We start from the raw sequence: 20,116 nt of genomic DNA, 5'->3' as shown, positions 1-20,116 counted from the left end.
GCCGGCCCGGGCCCGGGCCTCGGACGCGTCGTGTCACACGGCGTCATCCGACTCGCCTCGGCTCCGGTCGTTCGGCAGCATGGCCGCATGACGACGTTCGAGACGAGGGCAGCCGGGTTCCTCACCGGTGCCCCGCGGCTCGCCGTCGTCGACGTCACCCGCCACCGGCCCGGCCTCGCCGACTACCAGCTGTACGTCGAATCGCTCGTCGGCCGGGTCTCGACCGCGGGAGCCGATGCCGGTTTCGCCGTCGAGCGTCTCCCGGCGGCAGACCTCGGGGTCGGGGCGCTGCTGCACCGTGCCTCCTCGGCCGACGCCGTCGTCATCATGGGCGGCGAGGACCTCGCCCCGCACTGGTACGGAGGCGCGGACGGCTACCCGGGCGAAGGGCGCCACCAGGAGCGCGCCGACGCGGGCCAGCTCGCGCTCGTCCGCCGCGCGGTCGCGGTCGGCACGCCACTGCTCGGCATCTGCCGTGGTCACCAGGTCATCAACGTGGCGCTCGGCGGCACCCTCGTGCAGCACCTCGACGACGACGGCCTCCACCTGCGCGCCGGGGCACCGGTCGAGCTCCTCATGACCGAGCATACGGTCGACGTCACCCCGGGTAGCCGACTCGCGACGGTGCTGGCACCGCGCATCGAGACGCGGAGCGCCCACCACCAGGCCGTGGCCCGTCTGGGCGCAGGGCTCGTCGTGGCGGCCACGGCGCCGGACGGCACCGTCGAGGCGATCGAACACGAGGAGGCGCGGGTCACCGGTGTCCAATGGCATCCGGAGGACCGCGCCGCGGCCCGCGACCAGCTGCCGGCGCTCCTCGCCGCGCTGGCGGCCGACGTCGCGACACGACGTGCCGGGGCCGCGCGGCGTCGGCGCACCCCCGTCGCGGCCTGACGGGTCGGGCGGCCCGGTCAGCCCCTCGTCTTGAGACTCGCGAGCACTTGGTCGACGATCGGCTGGGCGTCCCCGGGCTCGACGTAGGCCGACGACTCGGTGACGATCCAGTACGGCGAGTCGAAGACGTCGGCGTAGCCGACGCCGCCCGAGACCTGGAAGTACCCCTCGACACCGTAGGTCGGCACGGAGTTGCTCGAGGCGACGAGGTCGTTGGCCTTGGCGGTATAGCTGGCGTCGCTCAGCTGGGCGACGCCGATGGAGATGGTGTCGCCCGCCGAGTCGGTGTAGTCGCACAGGGTGCCGTCGACACCGGCGACCTCGGCGCGCTCGGAGTCGGGACCCGCACCGGAGGTCGGCCCGTCCGTGGGGTCGCTCGTGACCGACGCCACCGCGAAGCCGGGGTAGAGGCTGTCGAGCGCGCTCGCCTGGACGAGGGTGGAGCAGTCCATGCCGAGCGGTGTCCCCGTGAGTCCCGTCGGCGTGGGTGTCGGCGTGTCGGACGCCTCGGACGTGGTCGAGGCAGTCGGCGCCGCGCTGGTCGCGTCGGCGGTGCTCTCGCTCGACGTGCAGCCGGCCAGGCCGACGATCGCGAGTCCGACGAATGCTGTCGCAGCCAGACCGGAGGGCAGGCTTCGGAGGTTCGGCATCATCCGTCCATCATGACCGACCGGCCGCCGTGGAGTGACCGTGAAGCAGCCGGTAGGATCGACCCTCGTGACTCCCGCTGAACTCTCGTCGTCCCTGCTCGCCGTCGTCCAGGGCGTCCTCGAGCGACGCGGGGTCGAGGCCGAGGTCGTCGTCTCCGATGCCGACGTCGTGCTCGAACGGCCGAAGAACCGCGACCACGGCGACTGGACGTCCAACGTCGCGATGAAGTTCGCCAAGCGTGCGTCCGCCAACCCCCGCGAGCTCGCCACCGAGATCGCCGGCGAGCTGGCCGAGGTCGACGGTGTCGCGACGGTCGACGTGGCCGGCCCCGGCTTCGTGAACATCCGTCTCGAGGCCGCCGCAGCCGGTGCCCTCGCGAAGACGATCGTCGAGCAGGGCGCGTCGTTCGGCCGTGGCACGTACTACGACGGCGTCACCATCAACCTCGAGTTCGTCTCGGCCAACCCGACCGGCCCGATCCACATGGGCGGCGTCCGCTGGGCGGCCGTCGGTGACAGCCTGGCCCGGGTGTTCGACGCCGTGGGCGGTGTCGTCACCCGCGAGTACTACTTCAACGACCACGGCGGGCAGATCGACCGCTTCTCGGGCAGCCTGCTCGCGAGCGCCCTGGGCAAGCCCACACCCGAGAACGGCTACGGCGGCCAGTACATCTCCGACATCGCGGCCCGTGTCCTGGCCACGTTCGACGGCGATGTCCGCGACCTGCCCCGCGACGAGGCGCAAGAGCTCTTCCGTGCCGTCGGGGTCGATCTCATGTTCGCCGACATCAAGAAGTCCCTGCACGACTTCGGCGTCGATTTCGACGTGTACTTCCACGAGAACTCGTTGCACGAGTCGAAGGCGGTCGAGCGGGCGATCGCGCGTCTGCGCGAGCTCGGTCACGTCTACGAGGCCGACGGCGCGACCTGGCTCCGCACGACGGAGTTCGGCGACGACCGCGACCGGGTCGTCATCAAGAAGGACGGCGACGCGGCCTATATCGCGGGCGACCTCGCCTACTACCTCGACAAGCGCGAGCGCGGCTTCGAGCGCAACATCATCATGCTCGGCGCCGACCACCACGGCTACATCGGCCGCATGATGGCGATGTGCGCTGCCTTCGGCGACACCCCGGGGGTCAACCTCGAGATCCTCATCGGCCAGATGGTCAACCTGCTCCGCGACGGCGAGCCCGTGCGCATGTCGAAGCGCAACGGCACGGTCGTCACGATGGAGGACCTGGTCGACGCCGTCGGCATCGACGCCGGTCGCTACGCCCTGGTACGCAGCCCCGCCAACAGCTCGATCGACATCGACCTCGATCTGTGGACCCGGCGCACGAACGACAACCCGGTCTTCTACGTCCAGTACGCGCACGCCCGCACCCGCTCCGTCGCCCGCAACGCCGAGGCCGCCGGCGTGACCCGGGACGCCTTCGACGCGTCCCTCCTGTCGCACCCGTCCGAAAGCGCTCTGCTCGGCGCCCTGGCCGAGTTGCCCCGGGTCGTGCAGCAGGCCGCCGAGTTGCGCGAGCCGCACCGCGTCGCCCGCTACGTCGAAGAACTCGCCGGCACGTATCACCGCTGGTACGACTCGTGCCGCGTGACGCCGCTCGGCGACGAAGAGGTGACCGACCTGCATCGCACGCGGCTCTGGTTGAACGACGCCGCCGGGCAGGTCATCCGCAACGGGCTCGGCCTGTTGGGCGTCACGGCGCCCGATCGTATGTAGGGGGACGACACACATGACCGACGACTTCTTCGAGGCGAGGGCCGTGCCGCGACGACGCGGCCGCGGCGCCGGCATCGCCCTCTTCGTGGTCGTCGGTCTCGTGCTGATCCTCGCGATCATCGCCGTCATCGCGGACTTCGCCGCGCGCGCCTACGCCGAGGACCGGGCCGCGAAGCAGATCACCCAATCGCTCCCCAGCACCGCGACGGGTGACGTGTCGGTCGACATCCACGGGCTGTCGTTCCTGCTCCAGGCCGTCACCGGGACCCTCGACGACGTGACCCTGACGTCCGACGACCTCGTCATCTCGGGTGTCCCGCTCGATCTGGACGTCGACCTCGCCGACGTCCCGCTCTCGTCCGGCGGCACGACCGGCCCGGTCTCGGGCACCGTCACCGTCGGGCAGGACGCCGTCAACGCGCTCCAGGCCGTGAAGGACACCGGAGGCACGGTGACATTGGGTGCGGGGGAGGTCACCTTCGATCGCACCCTGGACGTCCCGCTGCTCGGGTCCGTCCCCGTCAAGGTCGTCGAGAAGCCGGCGCTGTCCGAGGACGGCAAGACGCTCACCCTGACGCCCACGAGCGCGTCGGTGCCCGGTTCGGCCCTCGCCATCGACCAGCCGCAGATCCTCTCCGCCTGGGCGCAGAACATCTGCCTCGCGCAGTACCTGCCCTCGGCGGTCACCCTGACCGGCATCACGGTCGCCGCGGACGACGTGACGATCGCGTTCCGATCGGACGGTCTCGCCCTGTCCTCCAGCACCTTCAACCAGAAGGGCGCCTGCTGAGTCACGGCGTCGGCGGCGTCACACGACCCGCCGTATCGGTAAGCTCGTCGGGTTCCGTCCCTCCCACCACCGAGGTCTCTGTGTCCCCGAACCCTCTCGCCCCCGGCTGGCTGGTCGAGCCGTCCGACGCGAACGCGCTGCCCGACTCGGTCTGGTCCCGCTCGGCCCATCGTGACGAGGCCGGTGCGCTCGTCGTCGGTGGCGTCTCCGTCGCCGACCTCGTCCGCGAGTACGGCACGCCGCTGTACGTGCTCGACGAGGACGACGCGCGATCCCGAGCCGCGGAGGCGCGGGCCGCGTTCGACTCGGAGTTCGCGCGCATCGGCACGACGGCCAAGGTCTACTACGCGGGCAAGGCGTTCCTCTCGGCCGACGTCGCGCGCTGGGTGTCGGCCGCGGGGCTCAAGGTCGACATCTGCACCGGCGGCGAGTTCGCCGTCGCCCAGGCGGCCGGCGTCGACCCGTCGCAGATGGGCTTCCACGGCAACAACAAATCGTTGGCCGAGATCGACCGCACGGTCGCCGCGGGTATCGGCGCGATCGTCGTCGACAGCCCGGCCGAGGTCGACCGGGTCGCCGACGCGGCCGAGCGTCATGGTGTCGTGCAGCCCGTCCGGGTGCGCGTCAACAGCGGCGTGCACGCCTCGACCCACGAGTACCTCGCCACGGCGCGGGAGGACCAGAAGTTCGGCATCACCCTGACCGACACCCCCGAGGTCGTCGCGGCGATCCGGCGGCGTCCGTCGCTGGCCTTCCTCGGGCTGCACTCCCACATCGGCTCGCAGATCTTCGGAGCGGACGGCTTCGTCGAGGCGGCGAGGCGGCTGCTCACGGTGCACGCGGCGTTGCTCGCGGACGGGCCCGTCCCCGAGTTGAACCTGGGCGGCGGCTTCGGCATCGCCTACACGAGCGTCGACGACGCCCCTGCCATCGGCGAGCTGGCCCGTGCCCTGGCCGACATCGTGGGCGCCGAGTGCGCGCGCCTCGGAATCGACGTGCCGGTGCTCGCGGTCGAGCCGGGGCGCATCGTCATCGGCCCCTCGACGACGACCCTGTACACCGTCGGCACGCTCAAAGACGTCCAGGTCGCGACCGGCGAGGGCGACGGCTCGGCCGTGCGACGCTACGTCAGCGTCGACGGAGGCATGAGCGACAACGCCCGACCGGCCCTCTACGGGGCCGACTACTCCGTGCGGATGGTGAACCGTGCCTCCTCGGCGTCACCCGCCCTCGTGCGCGTCGCGGGCAAGCACTGCGAGAGCGGCGACATCGTCGTCCTGGCCGACTACCTGCCCGGCGACGTGGCCCCCGGCGACATCCTCGGGGTCCCCGCGACCGGTGCCTATTGCTGGAGCCTGTCGAGCAACTACAACCACGTCGGCCGCCCGGCCGTCGTCGCGGTGCGCGACGGCGGGTCCCGGGTGATCGTGCGGGGCGAGACCGAGGCCGACATCCTGGCGCGCGACGCCGGGCTCGACACGACGAACGGACGGGCATGATCGAATACCGCAACGTGAGGGTCGCCCTGCTGGGTGCCGGATCGGTCGGCTCGCAGGTGGCACGACTCCTGCTGGAGCAGGGCGACGATCTCGCCGGTCGTGCCGGTGCGGGGCTCGAGCTGGTCGGCATCGGCGTCCGCGACGTCGATGCACCCCGCGACGTCGAGCTGCCCCGCGAGCTCTACACGACCGACGTCGAGTCGTTGATCCTCGGGGCCGACATCGTCGTCGAGCTCATCGGGGGCATCGAGCCGGCGCGCAGCTACGTGCTGCAGGCGCTCAACTCGGGTGCCGATGTCATCACCGGCAACAAGGCCCTGCTCGCGAGCCACGGTCCCGAGCTGTTCGACGCCGCCGAGCAGGTCGGCGCGCAGGTCTACTACGAGGCCGCCGTGGCCGGGGCGATCCCCATCATCAGACCGCTCCGCGACAGCCTCGCCGGCGACCGCGTGCAGCGCATCATGGGCATCGTCAACGGCACCACGAACTTCATCCTCGACCGGATGGACACCGATGGCGACACACTCGAGTCGGCGCTCGCGACCGCCACCGAACTCGGCTACGCCGAAGCCGACCCCACGGCCGACATCGAGGGGTACGACGCCGCGCAGAAGGCGGCCATCCTCGCCGGGCTGGCGTTCCACACGGCCGTGCCGCTGTCGGCCGTGCACCGCGAGGGGATCACGCAGGTCACGCACGAGCAGGTCGTCGCCGCGCGCAAGGCCGGCTACGTCGTGAAGATCCTGGCGATCTGCGAACGGCTGACCGACGAGGACGGCGTCGAGGGCGTCAGCGCCCGCGTCTACCCGGCCCTGGTGCCGCTGGGCCACCCGCTGGCCGCCGTGCATGGCGCCAAGAACGCCGTCTTCGTCGAGGCCGAGGCCGCCGGCGACCTCATGTTCTACGGTGCAGGCGCCGGGGGAGTCGAGACGGCGTCCGCGGTGCTCGGCGACCTCGTGTCCGCCGCCCGCCGACACGTCATCGGCGGCCCCGGTGTGGCTGAATCGACGCACGCCAACCTGCCCGTCTTCCCCATCGGGCACGTGACGACGCGCTACCAGATCACACTCGACGTCGCCGACCAGCCCGGCGTCCTCGCCGAGGTTGCCGGTGTGCTGAGCAGCCATGGCGTGAGCGTGCAGAACGTCGAGCAATCGGTGGGCACCGAAGCGGTCGAAGGCGAGCCCCTCGCCACCGCTACGCTGATCATCGGGACGCATCGGGCGCGCGAGTCCGATCTCGCGGCCACGGTCGCCACGCTGAAGAATTCCACGGTCGTGAACTCCGTCACGAGCGTGCTGAGAGTCGAAGGAGCCTGATGGCCCACCAGTGGCAGGGAGTCCTGCGCGAATACGCCGACCGTCTCGACGTGACAGACGCCACCCCGATCGTCACGCTGGGCGAGGGCGGCACGCCGCTCATCCCGGCACCGGCTCTCTCGCACCGCACCGGCGCGAAGGTCTACGTGAAGTTCGAGGGCATGAACCCGACCGGGTCGTTCAAGGACCGCGGCATGACGATGGCCATCTCGAAGGCCGTCGAACACGGCGCCAAGGCCGTCATCTGCGCCTCGACCGGCAACACGTCCGCCTCCGCCGCCGCGTATGCGGCGCACGCCGGCATCACCGCTGCCGTGCTGGTGCCCGAGGGCAAGATCGCCATGGGCAAGCTCAGCCAGGCCGTGGCGCACAACGGCCAGCTGCTGCAGATCCAGGGCAACTTCGACGACTGCCTCGACATCGCACGCGATCTCGCCGCGAACTACCCCGTCCACCTCGTCAACTCGGTCAACAACGATCGCATCGAGGGCCAGAAGACGGCCGCGTTCGAGGTCGTCGACGTGCTCGGCGACGCACCCGACTTCCACTTCATCCCGGTCGGCAACGCCGGCAACTACACGGCCTACACCCGCGGCTACCGCGAAGACGTCGAGGCCGGTCGGGCGACGCGTCTCCCGCGCATGTTCGGCTTCCAGGCGGCCGGATCGGCCCCCATCGTGTCGGGCGAGGTCGTCAAGAACCCCGAGACCATCGCGAGTGCCATCCGCATCGGCAACCCCGCCTCCTGGCAGCTCGCCCTCGAGGCCCGTGACCTGACCGACGGATGGTTCGGTGCCATCGACGACGAGCGCATCCTGGCGGCCCAGAAGATCCTGGCCTCCGAGGTGGGCGTCTTCGTCGAGCCCGCGTCGGCGATCAGCGTCGCGGGTCTGCTCGACCGTGCCGAGGCGGGGCTCGTCCCCGCCGGGTCGACCGTCGTGCTCACCGTCACGGGGCACGGCCTCAAGGACCCGCAGTGGGCCCTTCGCCAGGCCGACGGCAGCCAGGTCGAGCCGACGGTCGTCGCGAACGACACGGCCGAGGTCGCCGACGTCCTCGGTCTCGTCTCGGCCTCTGCATGAGCACCGGCGTCGCTCCCGGCGGCGCCCGGGGTGAGCGAGCGGCCGATTCGCCGATCGGCCGCTCCGTCCTGGTGAAGGTGCCGGCCACCTCGGCCAACCTGGGGCCGGGCTTCGACACGCTCGGACTCGCCCTGTCGCTCTACGACGAACTCGTCGTCACGGCTCGGCGCGAGCCGGGTGTCGAGATCCACGTCTCGGGCGTCGGTGCGAACGAGGTGCCGACCGACGAGTCGAACCTCGTGGTCCGGGCGATCGCGGCCGCCTTCGCCGCGGTCGGGCAGCCGCTGCCGGGGCTCGAGCTCCGGGCGACGAACGTCATCCCGCACGGGCGCGGTCTCGGCTCGTCGGCCGCGGCCATCGTGTCGGGGATCATGGCGGCCAAGGGCCTGCTCGACGGCATCGTCGAACTCGGCGCGACGCGACTGCTGCAGATCGCGACCGAGATGGAGGGGCACCCCGACAACGTCGCGCCCGCTCTCTTCGGCGGCCTCACCATCGCGTGGATGAACTCCGCGGGGCCCGCCCACAAGAGACTGCTGGTGCATCGAGGGGTCTCGCCCGTCGTGTTCGTGCCCGAGTCGACCCTGTCGACGAAGCTGGCGCGCAGTCTGCAGCCTGCCTCGGTGCCGCACGAGGACGCGACGTTCAACGTCTCGCGCTCGGCGCTGCTCGTGGCCGCCCTGGTGCAGAGCCCCGAGCTCCTGTTGGCCGCGACGGAAGACCGCCTCCACCAGAGCTACCGTGCCAGCGCCATGCCCGAGACCGACGCCCTGATCCGCATGCTCCGCGACGCCGGTCTCGCCGCGGTCGTCTCGGGCGCCGGGCCGTCGCTGCTCGTGCTCGGAAGCGACCCCGGGCAGCGCCTGTTCGCCGCGGATCTGGTGCGCGAACACGCCGTATCGGAGTGGCGTCCGCTGATGCTGGCCGTCGATCTCAAAGGTGCTACAGTGGTGCCGCACCCGGTAGAAAACTCAGATTTCCTGGGCATCTAGCAAACGCATTGGGGTTTCAAGTCTTCGAGTCCCCGGGTTGCATATCCCGTACCGCACTCTCGTGAGCCTCGTCGAGGCTTATCTGCCGCTCAGGCGGCGATCGTCTCCGACCACGAGGTGCGACCAGCTCTGCCCCGCCGTTCCGTGCGGGGGAGCGAAAGGAACTCATACCCCGTGACAGACGTCGACACCCGCGCCGCCGAGGGCGCCGCCAGCACGACCGCCGAACTCAGCGCCATGCGCCTGCCGCAGCTCCAGGCTCTGGCCTCGTCGCTCGGCATCAGCGGTCTCTCCAAACTCCGTAAGGGCGACCTCGTCGCCGCGATCGTCGCCAAGCAGGGCGCCGCCGACGGCGATGTCGCCGCCCCGTCGGCTCCGGCCGCCGAGGTCGCCTCCGACGAGACGGCCGTCCAGCCCACGCTCGACGTGCCCGCCGCCTCTGACGTGCCCGCCGCCTCCTCCGACGCGGCTGCCGCCACCGACGCGCCTGCCGAGACGGCTCCCGCCGCCCCGGCTCGCCGTGGTTCGCGTCGTGCCAAGTCCGCCGCCGGTGCTCCCGCTCAGCGTGAAGCGGCCCAGCACGTCAACGCGGGTGAGTCCGGTGTCGAGCCCCCGCTCGAGGTGCCCGCGACGGCACCTGCCGCACCGAGCACCCCCGCCGCCGAGCAGACCTCCGCCGAGCAGCCCGCGAGCGAGCAGCCCGCCGCCGAGCGTCCGACCCGCAATCGCCGTGGTTCGCGTCGTGCGACGGATGCCACCGTCGCCGCCGCGCAGAACGCCGAGCCGACCGACGCGCCCGCCGAGGCCCCTGTCGCCGAGCAGACCGCCGACAGCGCCGCAGAGGCGGCCGTCTCGGGTGCCAACGGTGCCTCCGACACCGCCGACCAGGGCGACCAGAACGGTCAGCAGCAGGGCGGCGGCCGTCGGAGCCGCAACCGCAACCGCGGCAAGGGCAACGACCAGAACGGTCAGCAGCAGGGCGGCCAGAACGGTCAGCAGCAGAACCAGAACGGTCAGCAGGCCGCGCCGCAGCAGGGTCAGCGTGCCAGCGACAAGAACGACGCCGACCGCGCCGACGCGCCGCAGAACCAGGGCGGCAACGGTCCGCAGAACGGCCAGCAGCAGAACGACGAGGGCGGCCGTCAGGGTCGTGGTCGTCAGCGCGACCGCAAGCGCGGCCGTGGCAACCAGAGCGACGAGTTCGAGCCCGAGATCAGCGACGACGACGTGCTCATCCCCGTCGCCGGCATCCTCGACGTTCTCGAGAACTACGCATTCGTCCGCACCACCGGCTACCTGCCGGGTGCCAGCGACGTCTACGTCTCCCTGGGCCAGGTGAAGAAGTACCACCTGCGCAAGGGCGACGCCGTCGTCGGCGCGATCCGCCAGCCTCGCGAGGGCGAGCAGGGCCAGGGGCGTCAGAAGTACAACGCGATCGTCCGTGTCGACTCGATCAACGGCCAGCCCGTCGACGAGGCCGCGAAGCGGGTCGAGTTCTCGAAGCTGACCCCGCTCTACCCGCAGGAGCGCCTGCGACTCGAGACCGAGCCGCAGAAGCTCTCGACCCGCATCATCGACCTCGTGTCGCCGATCGGCAAGGGTCAGCGCGGTCTCATCGTGTCGCCCCCCAAGGCCGGCAAGACGCTCATCCTGCAGTCGATCGCCAACGCGATCGCACAGAACAACCCCGAGGTCCACCTCATGGTCGTGCTCGTCGACGAGCGCCCCGAAGAGGTCACCGACATGCAGCGCACGGTCAAGGGCGAGGTCATCGCGTCGACGTTCGACCGTCCGGCCGAAGACCACACCACGGTCGCCGAGCTGGCCATCGAGCGTGCGAAGCGACTCGTCGAGCTGGGCCACGACGTCGTCGTGCTGCTCGACTCGATCACACGCCTCGGTCGCGCCTACAACCTGGCGGCTCCGGCATCGGGTCGCGTCCTGTCGGGCGGCGTCGACTCGTCGGCGCTCTATCCGCCGAAGCGCTTCTTCGGTGCCGCGCGCAACATCGAGAACGGCGGCTCGCTGACCATCCTCGCGACCGCGCTCGTCGAGACCGGATCCAAGATGGACGAGGTCATCTTCGAGGAGTTCAAGGGCACCGGCAACATGGAGCTCCGCCTGTCGCGTCACCTGGCCGACAAGCGCATCTTCCCGGCCGTCGACGTCAACGCGTCCGGCACCCGCCGCGAAGAGATGTTGCTCAGCCCCGACGAGGTCAAGATCACGTGGCGTCTGCGCCGCGCGCTTGCCGGTCTCGAGCAGCAGCAGGCTCTCGAGATCGTGCTGCGCAACCTCAAAGAGACGCAGTCCAACGTCGAGTTCCTCGTCCAGGTCCAGAAGTCGGTCCCCGCCTCGAACGGTCACGACTCGCACAAAGAGCACTGATCGTGTTCGAGTCGGTATCGGTGCTCCTCGCCGAGCACGACGACCTGCAGACGCAGCTCAGCGACCCCGCTGTGCACGCCGATGCGGCTCGGGCCAAGAAGATCAACCGGCGCTACGCCGAGTTGAGTCGCATCGTCGCTGCGCACTCCGCCTGGCAGCAGGCGGGCGACGACCTCGAGGCCGCCCGTGAGCTGGCCAAGGAGGACGACGCCTTCGCCGACGAGGTCCCCGCTCTCGAGCAGGGTCTGGACGAGGCGCAGGAGAAGCTCCGGCGACTCCTGATCCCGCGCGACCCCGACGACGGACGCGACGTGATCATGGAGATCAAGGGCGGCGAGGGAGGCGCGGAGAGCGCCCTCTTCGCGGCCGACCTCCTGCGCATGTACCTGCACTACGCCGAGAGCAAGGGCTGGAAGTCCGAGATGCTCGAGCGCGACGAGTCCGACCTGGGCGGGTACAAGAACGTCCAGGTCGCGATCAAGTCGAACGCGTCCGACCCCTCGCAGGGGGTCTGGGCGCACCTCAAGTACGAGGGTGGCGTGCATCGCGTGCAGCGGGTCCCCGCGACCGAGTCGCAGGGACGCATCCACACGTCGACGACCGGCGTGCTCGTCTTTCCCGAGGTCGACGAGCCCGAAGAGGTCGAGATCAACCAGAACGACCTCAAGATCGACGTCTACCGGTCGAGCGGTCCCGGCGGCCAGTCCGTCAACACGACCGACTCCGCCGTCCGCATCACGCACCTCCCGACCGGCATCGTCGTGGCCATGCAGAACGAGAAGAGCCAGCTGCAGAACCGCGAGGCCGGTATGCGCGTGCTGCGCGCCCGCATCCTCGCGCGTCAGCAGGAGGAGCAGGCGGCGATCGCCTCCGACGCGCGGAAGAGCCAGATCCGCGGCATGGACCGCTCCGAGCGCATCCGCACGTACAACTTCCCCGAGAACCGCATCGCCGATCACCGCACGGGGTACAAGTCGTACAACCTCGACGCCGTGATGGACGGGGCGCTCGACGCCGTGATCGACTCGTGCATCCAGGCCGACGAAGAGGCCCGACTGGCCGACATCGGCGACACCTCCTCGTGACGTCGCCGGTCGCCGACCGTCTCGCCGGCGTCTCGACGCTCGATGCGGCCCTGAGCGTCGCGACGGCGGTGCTCGTCGACGCCGGCGTCCCCACGCCGGCCGTCGACGCCGAGCTGTTGCTCGCGCACGCGACCGGCCTGGCCAGGGGCGTGCTGCTCGCGCGGGTCGTGACGGGTGCCGCGATCGACGCCGACACCAAGGAGGCGCTGGTCGCCTCGATCGCGCGTCGCGCCTCCCGCGAGCCCCTGCAGCACATCACGGGCCTGGCGTACTTCCGGTCGCTGACCCTGCACGTCGGCCCCGGTGTCTTCGTGCCGCGACCCGAGACGGAGGGCGTCGCCCAACTCGCGATCGACGCCCTGCGGTCGGTCTCGGCTCCGCGACCCCTCGCCATCGATCTCGGCACCGGCAGCGGCGCCCTCGCCCTCGCGATGGGCACCGAGGTGCCGCATGCCCGGGTGGTCGCCGTCGAGCTGTCACCGGACGCCGCACGCTGGACGCGCACCAACATCGACGCCGTCGGTGCCGTGAACGTCGAGCTCGTCGAGGGAGACATGGCCACGGCGCTGCCCGAACTCGACGGCCTCGTCGACGTCGTGGCGACCAATCCGCCGTACATCCCCGAGGGGATGGTGCCGCGTGACCCCGAGGTGCGACTGCACGATCCCGCCCTGGCCCTGTACGGGGGAGACGACGGTCTCGTCCTGGTGCGGTCGATCTCGCGACGTGCCCAGCGCCTCCTGCGTCCTGGCGGGTTCCTCGTCATCGAGCACGGCGAGGGGCAGGGAGCTGACATCCGGGACATCCTGACCGGTGACGGCTGGCGGTCGGCCGAGACCCACCCCGATCTCACGGGGCGCGATCGAGCGACCTCCGCGGTGCGCTGACCGGGCGTCCGGGCGGCTCGCACTATCATTGCCAGGTCATGGCCTCTCTCTACGACTGCTCCGTCGACTCTGAACTCCTCGCCGGGATGCGCAACGCACGCGGTGCCATCGGGCGCGGCGAGCTCGTCGTGCTGCCGACCGACACCGTCTACGGTGTGGCTGCCGACGCCTTCGATCCGGCTGCGGTCCAGCGGTTGCTCGACGCCAAGGGGCGCGGGCGCCAGTCGCCCCCTCCCGTCCTGATCAAGGGTCAGGACACCCTCGCGGCCCTGACCGACCATGTCCCCGACATCGTGCGTCCGCTCCTCGACGAGTTCTGGCCCGGCCCCCTCACGGTGATCTTCCGAGCGCAGCCGTCCCTCACCTGGGACCTGGGCGAGACGCGCGGCACCGTCGCGCTCCGCATGCCGAGCCACCGCATCGCCCTCGAGCTGCTGGAAGAGACGGGGCCCCTGGCCGTGTCGAGCGCGAACCTCACGGGTCGCCCGGCGGCCGAGACGGCTGCCGACGCGCGCGACATGCTCGGCGACTCGGTCTCCGTCTACCTCGACGACGGGTCGGCCGGCACCGGCTACGAGCACCGTCCCGGCGCCAACACGGGCTCGACGATCATCGACGCCACGGGCGCGGGCGACGGCGTGCTGCGCATCGTCCGGCACGGCGTGCTCGCCGACTCCGAGATCGTCCGCATCGTCGGAAGCGACGCGATCGCGTGAGAGCGGTCTTCTCGTGAGGTACTACCTCCTCGCCTTCGCCATCTCGGCCGTCGTCAGCTTCGTGCTGTCGGTGGTCGTCTGGCGTCTGGGGTTGCGGTACCGCCTCTACCCGAAGATCCGCGATCGCGACGTGCACTCGACACCGACGCCGCGACTGGGCGGCATCGCCATGTGGGCGGGCATCGTCGTGTCGGTGCTGTGCGCCTGGTTCGTGTTCCCGCTCATCTCGGGCATGGACTACTTCCGACTCGTCTTCGCGGACCCGGGGCCGCCTCTGGCCATCCTCGGTGCCGCGACCATGATCGTGGTCATCGGCGTCGCCGACGACCTCTGGGACCTCGACTGGATGACGAAGCTGGCCGGGCAGATCATCGCCGCAGGTCTGCTGGCGTGGCAGGGCGTCCAACTCGTCTCGCTGCCCATCGGCGCGCTCACCGTCGGGTCGCCGAACATGTCGCTCATCCTGACGATCCTGGCGGTCGTGCTCGTGATGAACGCGGTCAACTTCATCGACGGGCTCGACGGCCTCGTCGCCGGTGTCACGATCATCGCCAACGGCGTCTTCTTCGTCTACAGCTTCGTCATCTCACTGACCATGGGGCAGACCGAGTACTTCAACCTCGCGTCGCTGCTCACCGCCGTCCTCATCGGCGCCTGCCTCGGATTCCTGCCTCTGAACTGGCACCCGGCCAAGTTGTTCATGGGCGATGCGGGTGCGCTCCTCACGGGCCTCATCATGGCCACCAGCGCGATCTCGGTCACCGGTCAGATCGATCCGGCGGCGATCTCGCGGTCGGCTCTCCTGCCGGCCTTCATCCCCATCCTGTTGCCGTTCGCCATCCTCATCGTGCCATTGCTGGACTTCGGCCTCGCGGTGCTCCGCCGGGTCAGTGCCGGCAAGTCCCCGTTCACGGCCGATCGCAAGCACCTCCACCATCGCCTGCTCGACATGGGGCACTCGCACTTCCACGCCGTGCTCATCTTCTACGCCTGGACGCTCGTCGCCGCCGTCGGCACCCTGATGTTCCTGTTCGTCAAGCCGTCCTGGCTCGTCGGCGTCTTCCTCGGTGTCGGCCTGCTCGTCTGCACGGCGTTCACGTTGGCTCCGCTGAGCCGCCGCAAGCGCGTCGAGATCGCCGTCCAGGGCACGAGCCAGGCCGACCTCGAGGCGACCTCGTCGGGTCGCTTCGACCCTCTCGACCACGACGCCGACGCCCTCCACCCGTCCGATACCGACACGGCCGCCCAGGCCGTGGTGCCAGAACTGACACCCCCGAAGGACCCCTCATGACCTCCAGCGCCGTCTTCGCGAAGATCCTCCGCTACACCGGCATCCTCGCCCTCGTGATCGCCGTCGTCGGCGGGGGAGTGGGCTACGCCGTCGCCGGGACCGACGGCCTGTGGAGCGCGCTGGTCGGCGTCGGCCTGGCCATCTTCTTCGCCGCCATCACCGCGGCCAGCATGCTGGTGGCCGTCCGCTTCACGCTCGGCGCCTTCTTCGGCATCGTGATGGGCGCGTGGCTGCTCAAGCTGGTCGTGTTCATCGCGTTGCTCGTCGTGCTCCGCGATCAGCCCTTCGTCAACGACGTCGTTCTCTTCCTCAGCCTGGTCGTCTCCATCGTCGGCACGCTGGCGATCGACGCCCTCGTGGTGGTGCGGGGGCGTCTCGCACACGCGAGCGACGTCACTCTGCCCGCCGCTCCTCGGGATTGACGGCGTACTTTGCAGGGAGTGAAATAAGCTCCGCCGATTCGTCGCAGCCCACATTCACTTGATAGGGTTACTGACGTTCCCCGGCCGCGTCTTCCTGCGAGTACGGATGACAAACCCACCAATCGTCGCGACACTTCAGGGTGTTCGCCCCGACACAGGAGATAGCGCTGATAGCGAACGCTGTGAACCTGCTCTCCGCTGCCGCTGAAGGCCACGGAGACGGGGGATTCCACGCCCCGACTCTGGACGAGTTCTTCCCGTCCGCCATCTTCTTCGCGGGTACTCCCTTCGAACTGAACCGCATCATGCTGGTCCGCCTCTTCGCGATCGCCGTGATGCTGCTGCTCTTCTGGCTCGCGCTCCGCAAGGGTCGCCTCATCCCGACCCGGGGTCAGAGCATCGCCGAGTTGGGCCTCGACTTCGTCCGGGTCCAGATCGTCGAAGAAATCCTGGGCGAGCGCCTGGGTCGCAAGTACCTCCCCTTGCTCGCCGCGATGTTCTTCGGCATCTTCGCGATGAACATCACGGGCATCATTCCCGGGCTCAACATCGCAGGTACCTCGGTCGTCGCGATGCCGTTGCTCCTCGGAGTGGTCGCGTACGTGGCGTTCATCTACGCCGGTATCCGTGAGGCCGGTGCGGGCACGTTCTTCCGCAACGCGCTCTTCCCCGCCGGTGTGCCGTGGTACATGTACATCCTGCTGACGCCCATCGAGTTCATCAACATCTTCATCGTGCGCCCCATCTCGCTGGCACTGCGACTCCTGTTGAACATGATGGTCGGCCACCTCCTCCTGGTGCTGTGCTTCGCGGCCACCCACTTCTTCTTCTTCACCCTGGGTGGCGGTTTCGCCGGATTCGGCGCACTGACGCTCATCGGCGGCTTCGTCATGACCATCGTCGAGATGGCGGTCGCAGTGCTCCAGGCCTACGTCTTCACACTCCTCGCCTCGGTCTACATCCAACAGGCCGCGGCGAAAGAACACTAAGTACGACGGGGTTCGTCGTCCGACGACACCCGCCCAACCGGAAGGAAACACACAGTGGACACCACCACGATCCTCGCTGAGATCAACGGCAACATCGCGACCGTGGGCTACGGCCTCGCTGCGATCGGCCCCGGTATCGGTATCGGCATCGTCGCGGGCAAGACCGTCGAGGCCATGGCCCGTCAGCCCGAGCTCGCCGGCCGTCTCCAGGTCACCATGTTCCTGGGTATCGCGTTCACCGAGCTGCTCGGCTTCATCGGCCTCGCTGCCGGCTTCATCTTCTCCTGATCAGTTAGGACGACACACCGATGATCGAGACGATCCTCGCGGCAGAAGGCGCCCCCGAAGGGGCCGCCGTCTTCTTCCCCGCCGGTTACGACATCCTCTGGTCTCTCGTCGTCTTCGTGGTCATCGCCCTGTTCTTCGGGATCTTCGCGATCCCCAGGTTCCGGAAGATCCTCGACGAGCGCGCAGAGCGTATCGAAGGGGGCATCCAGCACGCCGAGGCCGCCCAGGCCGAGGCTGCGGCCGCCCTCGACGAGTACAAGAAGCAGCTCGCGGACGCCCGTGCCGAAGCCGCCCGCATCCGCGAGGCGGCCCGTGTCGAGGGCACCGAGATCCTGAACGAGCTCAAGGTCCAGGCTCAGGCCGAGGCCGACCGCATCACCGCCACGGCTCACACGCAGATCGAGGCGGAGCGTCAGGCTGCCGTCGCGTCCCTGCGCGCCGAGGTCGGTTCGCTCGCGATCGATCTCGCCTCCGGCGTGATCGGCGAGTCGCTGAACGACGACGCGAAGGCTGCGGCCGTGGTCGATCGCTTCCTCGCCGAGCTCGAGGCTGACGAGAACGCGAAGGCGGGCAACTGACGATGGGTTCCATGTCCAGAGAGGCCCTCGCCTCGGCGCGGTCGGTCTTCGCCGACCTCGGCGACTCGGCCGACCTGGCAACGGGCGAGCAGTTGCTCGACGCCGGCCGGGTGATCGGCAGCTCCGTTCAACTGCAGTCGCACCTCGCCGACCCCGCCATCGACGTCACCGCGAAGAAGGCGCTCCTCGAGCGTCTGTTCGGTTCCTTCTCCGAGACCGCTCGCGCGCTGCTCGTGTCGGTCGTCGGCAGCCGGTGGTCGTCCTCCGACGACCTCCTGGCCGGCATCGAAGAGATCGCGTTCCGTGTGATCGCGTCGACGGCTCCCGCCGACAGCGCCATCGAGAACGAGCTCTTCGCCTTCGGCGCAGCCGTCAGTTCCGACGCCCAGCTCGAACTGGCCATCGGGACGAAGCTCGGCGACTCCGAGAGCAAGGCGGCACTCGTGCAGCGCCTCCTCGGTGGCAAGGCGAGCGCTCAGACACTCGCCATCGTGACGCACCTCGTGCGCCAACCGCGCGGTCGCCGTATCGGCGAACTGCTCCGGTCGGCCGCCGACACCGTGGCCGACCAGTCCGACCTCCTCGTGGCGACCGTGACCAGTGCCTCCCGTCTCGGTGACGCCCAGGTGATCCGGCTCGAGCGCGGCTTGTCCAAGCAGTTCGGGCGTAGCCTCCGCATCAATCAGGTGGTCGACCCCGACGTCGTCGGCGGTCTCCGCGTCCAGGTCCGTGACGAGGTCATCGACGGCACCGTGGCCACCAAGCTCAGCCTGCTCCGCCTGCAGCTCGCCGGCTAGTCACGCTCTCACACACAGACTCGAGGCCCCGCAGCCTCGCTACGAATAGGAATCACAATGGCAGACATCAAGATCAGCCCCGATGAGATTCGCGACGCGCTGAAGGACTTCGTCTCGTCGTACGAGCCGTCGAAGGCCTCGACCACCGAGGTCGGCTACGTCACGGACGCGTCCGACGGCATCGCCCACGTCGAGGGTCTCCCCGGCGTCATGGCGAACGAGCTCATCCGCTTCGCCGACGGCACGCAGGGTCTCGCGCAGAACCTCGACGAGGACGAGATCGGCGCCATCGTGCTCGGTGAGTTCTCCGGCATCGTCGAGGGCATGGAGGTCACCCGCACGGGTGAGGTCCTGTCCGTCCCCGTCGGCGACGGCTACCTCGGTCGCGTCGTCGACCCGCTCGGTGCCCCCATCGACGGTCTCGGCGAGATCAAGACCGAGGGTCGTCGTGCTCTCGAGCTCCAGGCTCCCGGCGTCATGCAGCGCAAGTCGGTGCACGAGCCCATGCAGACCGGAATCAAGGCCATCGACGCCATGATCCCCGTCGGGCGTGGCCAGCGTCAGCTGATCATCGGTGACCGCCAGACCGGCAAGACGGCCATCGCGATCGACACCATCATCAACCAGAAGGCCAACTGGGAGAGCGGCGACGAGTCGAAGCAGGTCCGCTGCATCTACGTGGCCATCGGTCAGAAGGGTTCCACGATCGCTTCCGTCAAGGGCGCGCTCGAGGAGTCCGGGGCCATGGAGTACACGACGATCGTCGCGGCTCCTGCCTCCGACCCCGCCGGCTTCAAGTACCTCGCTCCCTACACCGGCTCGGCCATCGGCCAGCACTGGATGTACGGCGGCAAGCACGTCCTCATCATCTTCGACGACCTGTCCAAGCAGGCCGAGGCCTACCGCGCCGTGTCGCTCCTCCTGCGTCGTCCCCCGGGACGCGAGGCGTACCCCGGCGACGTCTTCTACCTGCACTCGCGCCTCCTCGAGCGTTGCGCGAAGCTGTCCGACGAGCTGGGCGCCGGCTCGATGACCGGTCTGCCGATCATCGAGACCAAGGCCAACGACGTCTCGGCGTACATCCCCACGAACGTGATCTCGATCACCGACGGCCAGATCTTCCTCCAGTCCGACCTCTTCAACGCGAACCAGCGTCCCGCGGTCGACGTCGGCATCTCGGTGTCGCGCGTCGGCGGTGACGCCCAGGTCAAGTCGATCAAGAAGGTCTCCGGCACGCTCAAGCTCGAGCTCGCCCAGTACCGCTCGCTCGAGGCGTTCGCGATGTTCGCGTCCGACCTCGACGCCGCCAGCCGTCGTCAGCTGGCTCGCGGCGCCCGCCTGACCGAGCTGCTCAAGCAGCCGCAGTACTCGCCGTACCCGGTCGAGGACCAGGTCGTATCGATCTGGGCCGGCACCAACGGCAAGCTCGACGAGGTCCCCGTGCCCGACATCCTGCGCTTCGAGCGCGAGCTGCTCGACTACATGGCTCGCAACACCGAGGTGCTGTCCAAGCTGCGCGAGACGAACGTGCTGAGCGACGACATCGTCTCGGCGCTCGACGCCGGCATCGACGCGTTCAAGCAGGAGTTCCAGACGGGCGAGGGCAAGCCGTTGGCTTCCGTCGGTCGCGAGGAGTTCACGGCTACCAACGCCGAGGACGTCAACCAGGAGAAGATCGTCAAGTCGAAGCGCTGACGCGCTCGACCGACCATCGCTA

The 20,116-nt window shown here is 69.5% G+C and carries 19 protein-coding genes; 18 read left to right on the top strand and 1 reads right to left on the bottom strand.

What is annotated here, in order from left to right:
* The first annotated feature begins 87 nt into the window (after nt 1-87).
* A complete protein-coding gene (locus ACPEEZ_RS09105) occupies nt 88-894 on the top strand; it encodes a gamma-glutamyl-gamma-aminobutyrate hydrolase family protein (RefSeq protein WP_423917765.1) in 807 nt (268 codons plus the stop codon).
* 17 nt (nt 895-911) lie between these two features.
* Here ACPEEZ_RS09105 and ACPEEZ_RS09100 read toward each other — a convergent pair whose 3' ends face one another.
* On the bottom strand, nt 912-1,547 hold the full coding sequence (locus tag ACPEEZ_RS09100) for a hypothetical protein (protein ID WP_423917762.1): 636 nt from the start codon (nt 1,545-1,547) through the stop codon (nt 912-914).
* A gap of 64 nt (nt 1,548-1,611) precedes the next feature.
* On the opposite strand from ACPEEZ_RS09100, the gene argS reads away from it, so the two are divergent.
* From argS to atpA, 17 genes are all read left to right on the top strand, one after another.
* A complete protein-coding gene (gene argS / locus ACPEEZ_RS09095) occupies nt 1,612-3,276 on the top strand; it encodes an arginine--tRNA ligase (protein WP_423917759.1) in 1,665 nt (554 codons plus the stop codon).
* Nucleotides 3,277-3,289: 13 nt separating this feature from the next.
* Nucleotides 3,290-4,066 (top strand): DUF2993 domain-containing protein, encoded by a 777-nt coding sequence (locus tag ACPEEZ_RS09090; RefSeq protein ID WP_423917756.1) that lies wholly within the window; start codon nt 3,290-3,292, stop codon nt 4,064-4,066.
* Between the two features lie 80 nt (nt 4,067-4,146).
* Complete coding sequence (gene lysA / locus ACPEEZ_RS09085) at nt 4,147-5,565, top strand: diaminopimelate decarboxylase (protein WP_423917753.1); 1,419 nt, start codon at nt 4,147-4,149, stop codon at nt 5,563-5,565.
* Nucleotides 5,562-6,884 (top strand): homoserine dehydrogenase, encoded by a 1,323-nt coding sequence (locus ACPEEZ_RS09080; protein WP_423917750.1) that lies wholly within the window; start codon nt 5,562-5,564, stop codon nt 6,882-6,884. The genes lysA and ACPEEZ_RS09080 overlap by 4 nt, the downstream gene beginning before the upstream one ends.
* Nucleotides 6,884-7,966: a threonine synthase gene (gene thrC / locus ACPEEZ_RS09075; protein ID WP_423917747.1), complete on the top strand. Its 1,083-nt coding sequence runs from the start codon at nt 6,884-6,886 to the stop codon at nt 7,964-7,966. The genes ACPEEZ_RS09080 and thrC overlap by 1 nt, the downstream gene beginning before the upstream one ends.
* A complete protein-coding gene (gene thrB / locus ACPEEZ_RS09070; protein ID WP_423917745.1) occupies nt 7,963-8,958 on the top strand; it encodes a homoserine kinase in 996 nt (331 codons plus the stop codon). Before thrC ends, thrB begins: the two co-directional genes overlap by 4 nt.
* Before the next feature lie 174 nt (nt 8,959-9,132).
* The gene (gene rho / locus ACPEEZ_RS09065) at nt 9,133-11,346 is read left to right on the top strand and encodes a transcription termination factor Rho (protein WP_423917742.1); all 2,214 of its coding nucleotides are present in this window, start codon (nt 9,133-9,135) and stop codon (nt 11,344-11,346) included.
* Nucleotides 11,347-11,348: 2 nt separating this feature from the next.
* Nucleotides 11,349-12,431 (top strand): peptide chain release factor 1, encoded by a 1,083-nt coding sequence (prfA, locus tag ACPEEZ_RS09060; RefSeq protein ID WP_423917739.1) that lies wholly within the window; start codon nt 11,349-11,351, stop codon nt 12,429-12,431.
* Nucleotides 12,428-13,318, top strand: coding sequence for a peptide chain release factor N(5)-glutamine methyltransferase (prmC, locus tag ACPEEZ_RS09055; RefSeq protein WP_423917736.1), 891 nt, complete (start codon nt 12,428-12,430; stop codon nt 13,316-13,318). Before prfA ends, prmC begins: the two co-directional genes overlap by 4 nt.
* A 38-nt stretch (nt 13,319-13,356) precedes the next feature.
* Nucleotides 13,357-14,034 carry an L-threonylcarbamoyladenylate synthase gene (locus tag ACPEEZ_RS09050; protein WP_423917733.1) on the top strand — a complete coding sequence of 226 codons (678 nt, stop codon included), beginning with the start codon at nt 13,357-13,359 and terminating at the stop codon, nt 14,032-14,034.
* A gap of 13 nt (nt 14,035-14,047) precedes the next feature.
* Entirely contained in the window at nt 14,048-15,325 is a 1,278-nt protein-coding gene (locus ACPEEZ_RS09045) for an MraY family glycosyltransferase (RefSeq protein WP_423917730.1), read from the top strand.
* On the top strand, nt 15,322-15,747 hold the full coding sequence (locus tag ACPEEZ_RS09040; protein ID WP_423917727.1) for a hypothetical protein: 426 nt from the start codon (nt 15,322-15,324) through the stop codon (nt 15,745-15,747). Before ACPEEZ_RS09045 ends, ACPEEZ_RS09040 begins: the two co-directional genes overlap by 4 nt.
* A 182-nt stretch (nt 15,748-15,929) precedes the next feature.
* Nucleotides 15,930-16,736 (top strand): F0F1 ATP synthase subunit A, encoded by an 807-nt coding sequence (gene atpB / locus ACPEEZ_RS09035; RefSeq protein WP_423917725.1) that lies wholly within the window; start codon nt 15,930-15,932, stop codon nt 16,734-16,736.
* A 54-nt stretch (nt 16,737-16,790) separates the two neighbouring features.
* The gene (atpE, locus tag ACPEEZ_RS09030; RefSeq protein ID WP_043594505.1) at nt 16,791-17,024 is read left to right on the top strand and encodes an ATP synthase F0 subunit C; all 234 of its coding nucleotides are present in this window, start codon (nt 16,791-16,793) and stop codon (nt 17,022-17,024) included.
* Between the two features lie 20 nt (nt 17,025-17,044).
* A complete protein-coding gene (locus tag ACPEEZ_RS09025) occupies nt 17,045-17,602 on the top strand; it encodes a F0F1 ATP synthase subunit B (protein WP_423917721.1) in 558 nt (185 codons plus the stop codon).
* 2 nt (nt 17,603-17,604) lie between these two features.
* Nucleotides 17,605-18,399 (top strand): F0F1 ATP synthase subunit delta, encoded by a 795-nt coding sequence (locus ACPEEZ_RS09020; protein WP_423917719.1) that lies wholly within the window; start codon nt 17,605-17,607, stop codon nt 18,397-18,399.
* Nucleotides 18,400-18,456: 57 nt separating this feature from the next.
* Entirely contained in the window at nt 18,457-20,094 is a 1,638-nt protein-coding gene (atpA, locus tag ACPEEZ_RS09015; RefSeq protein WP_423917716.1) for a F0F1 ATP synthase subunit alpha, read from the top strand.
* Nucleotides 20,095-20,116 lie beyond the last annotated feature (22 nt).

Source organism: Frigoribacterium sp. 2-23 (assembly GCF_049601585.1).
Lineage (GTDB): Bacteria > Actinomycetota > Actinomycetes > Actinomycetales > Microbacteriaceae > Frigoribacterium.
The sequence above is the reverse complement of the archived record's forward strand: the minus strand, read 5'-3'. Positions and strand labels throughout refer to the sequence as shown.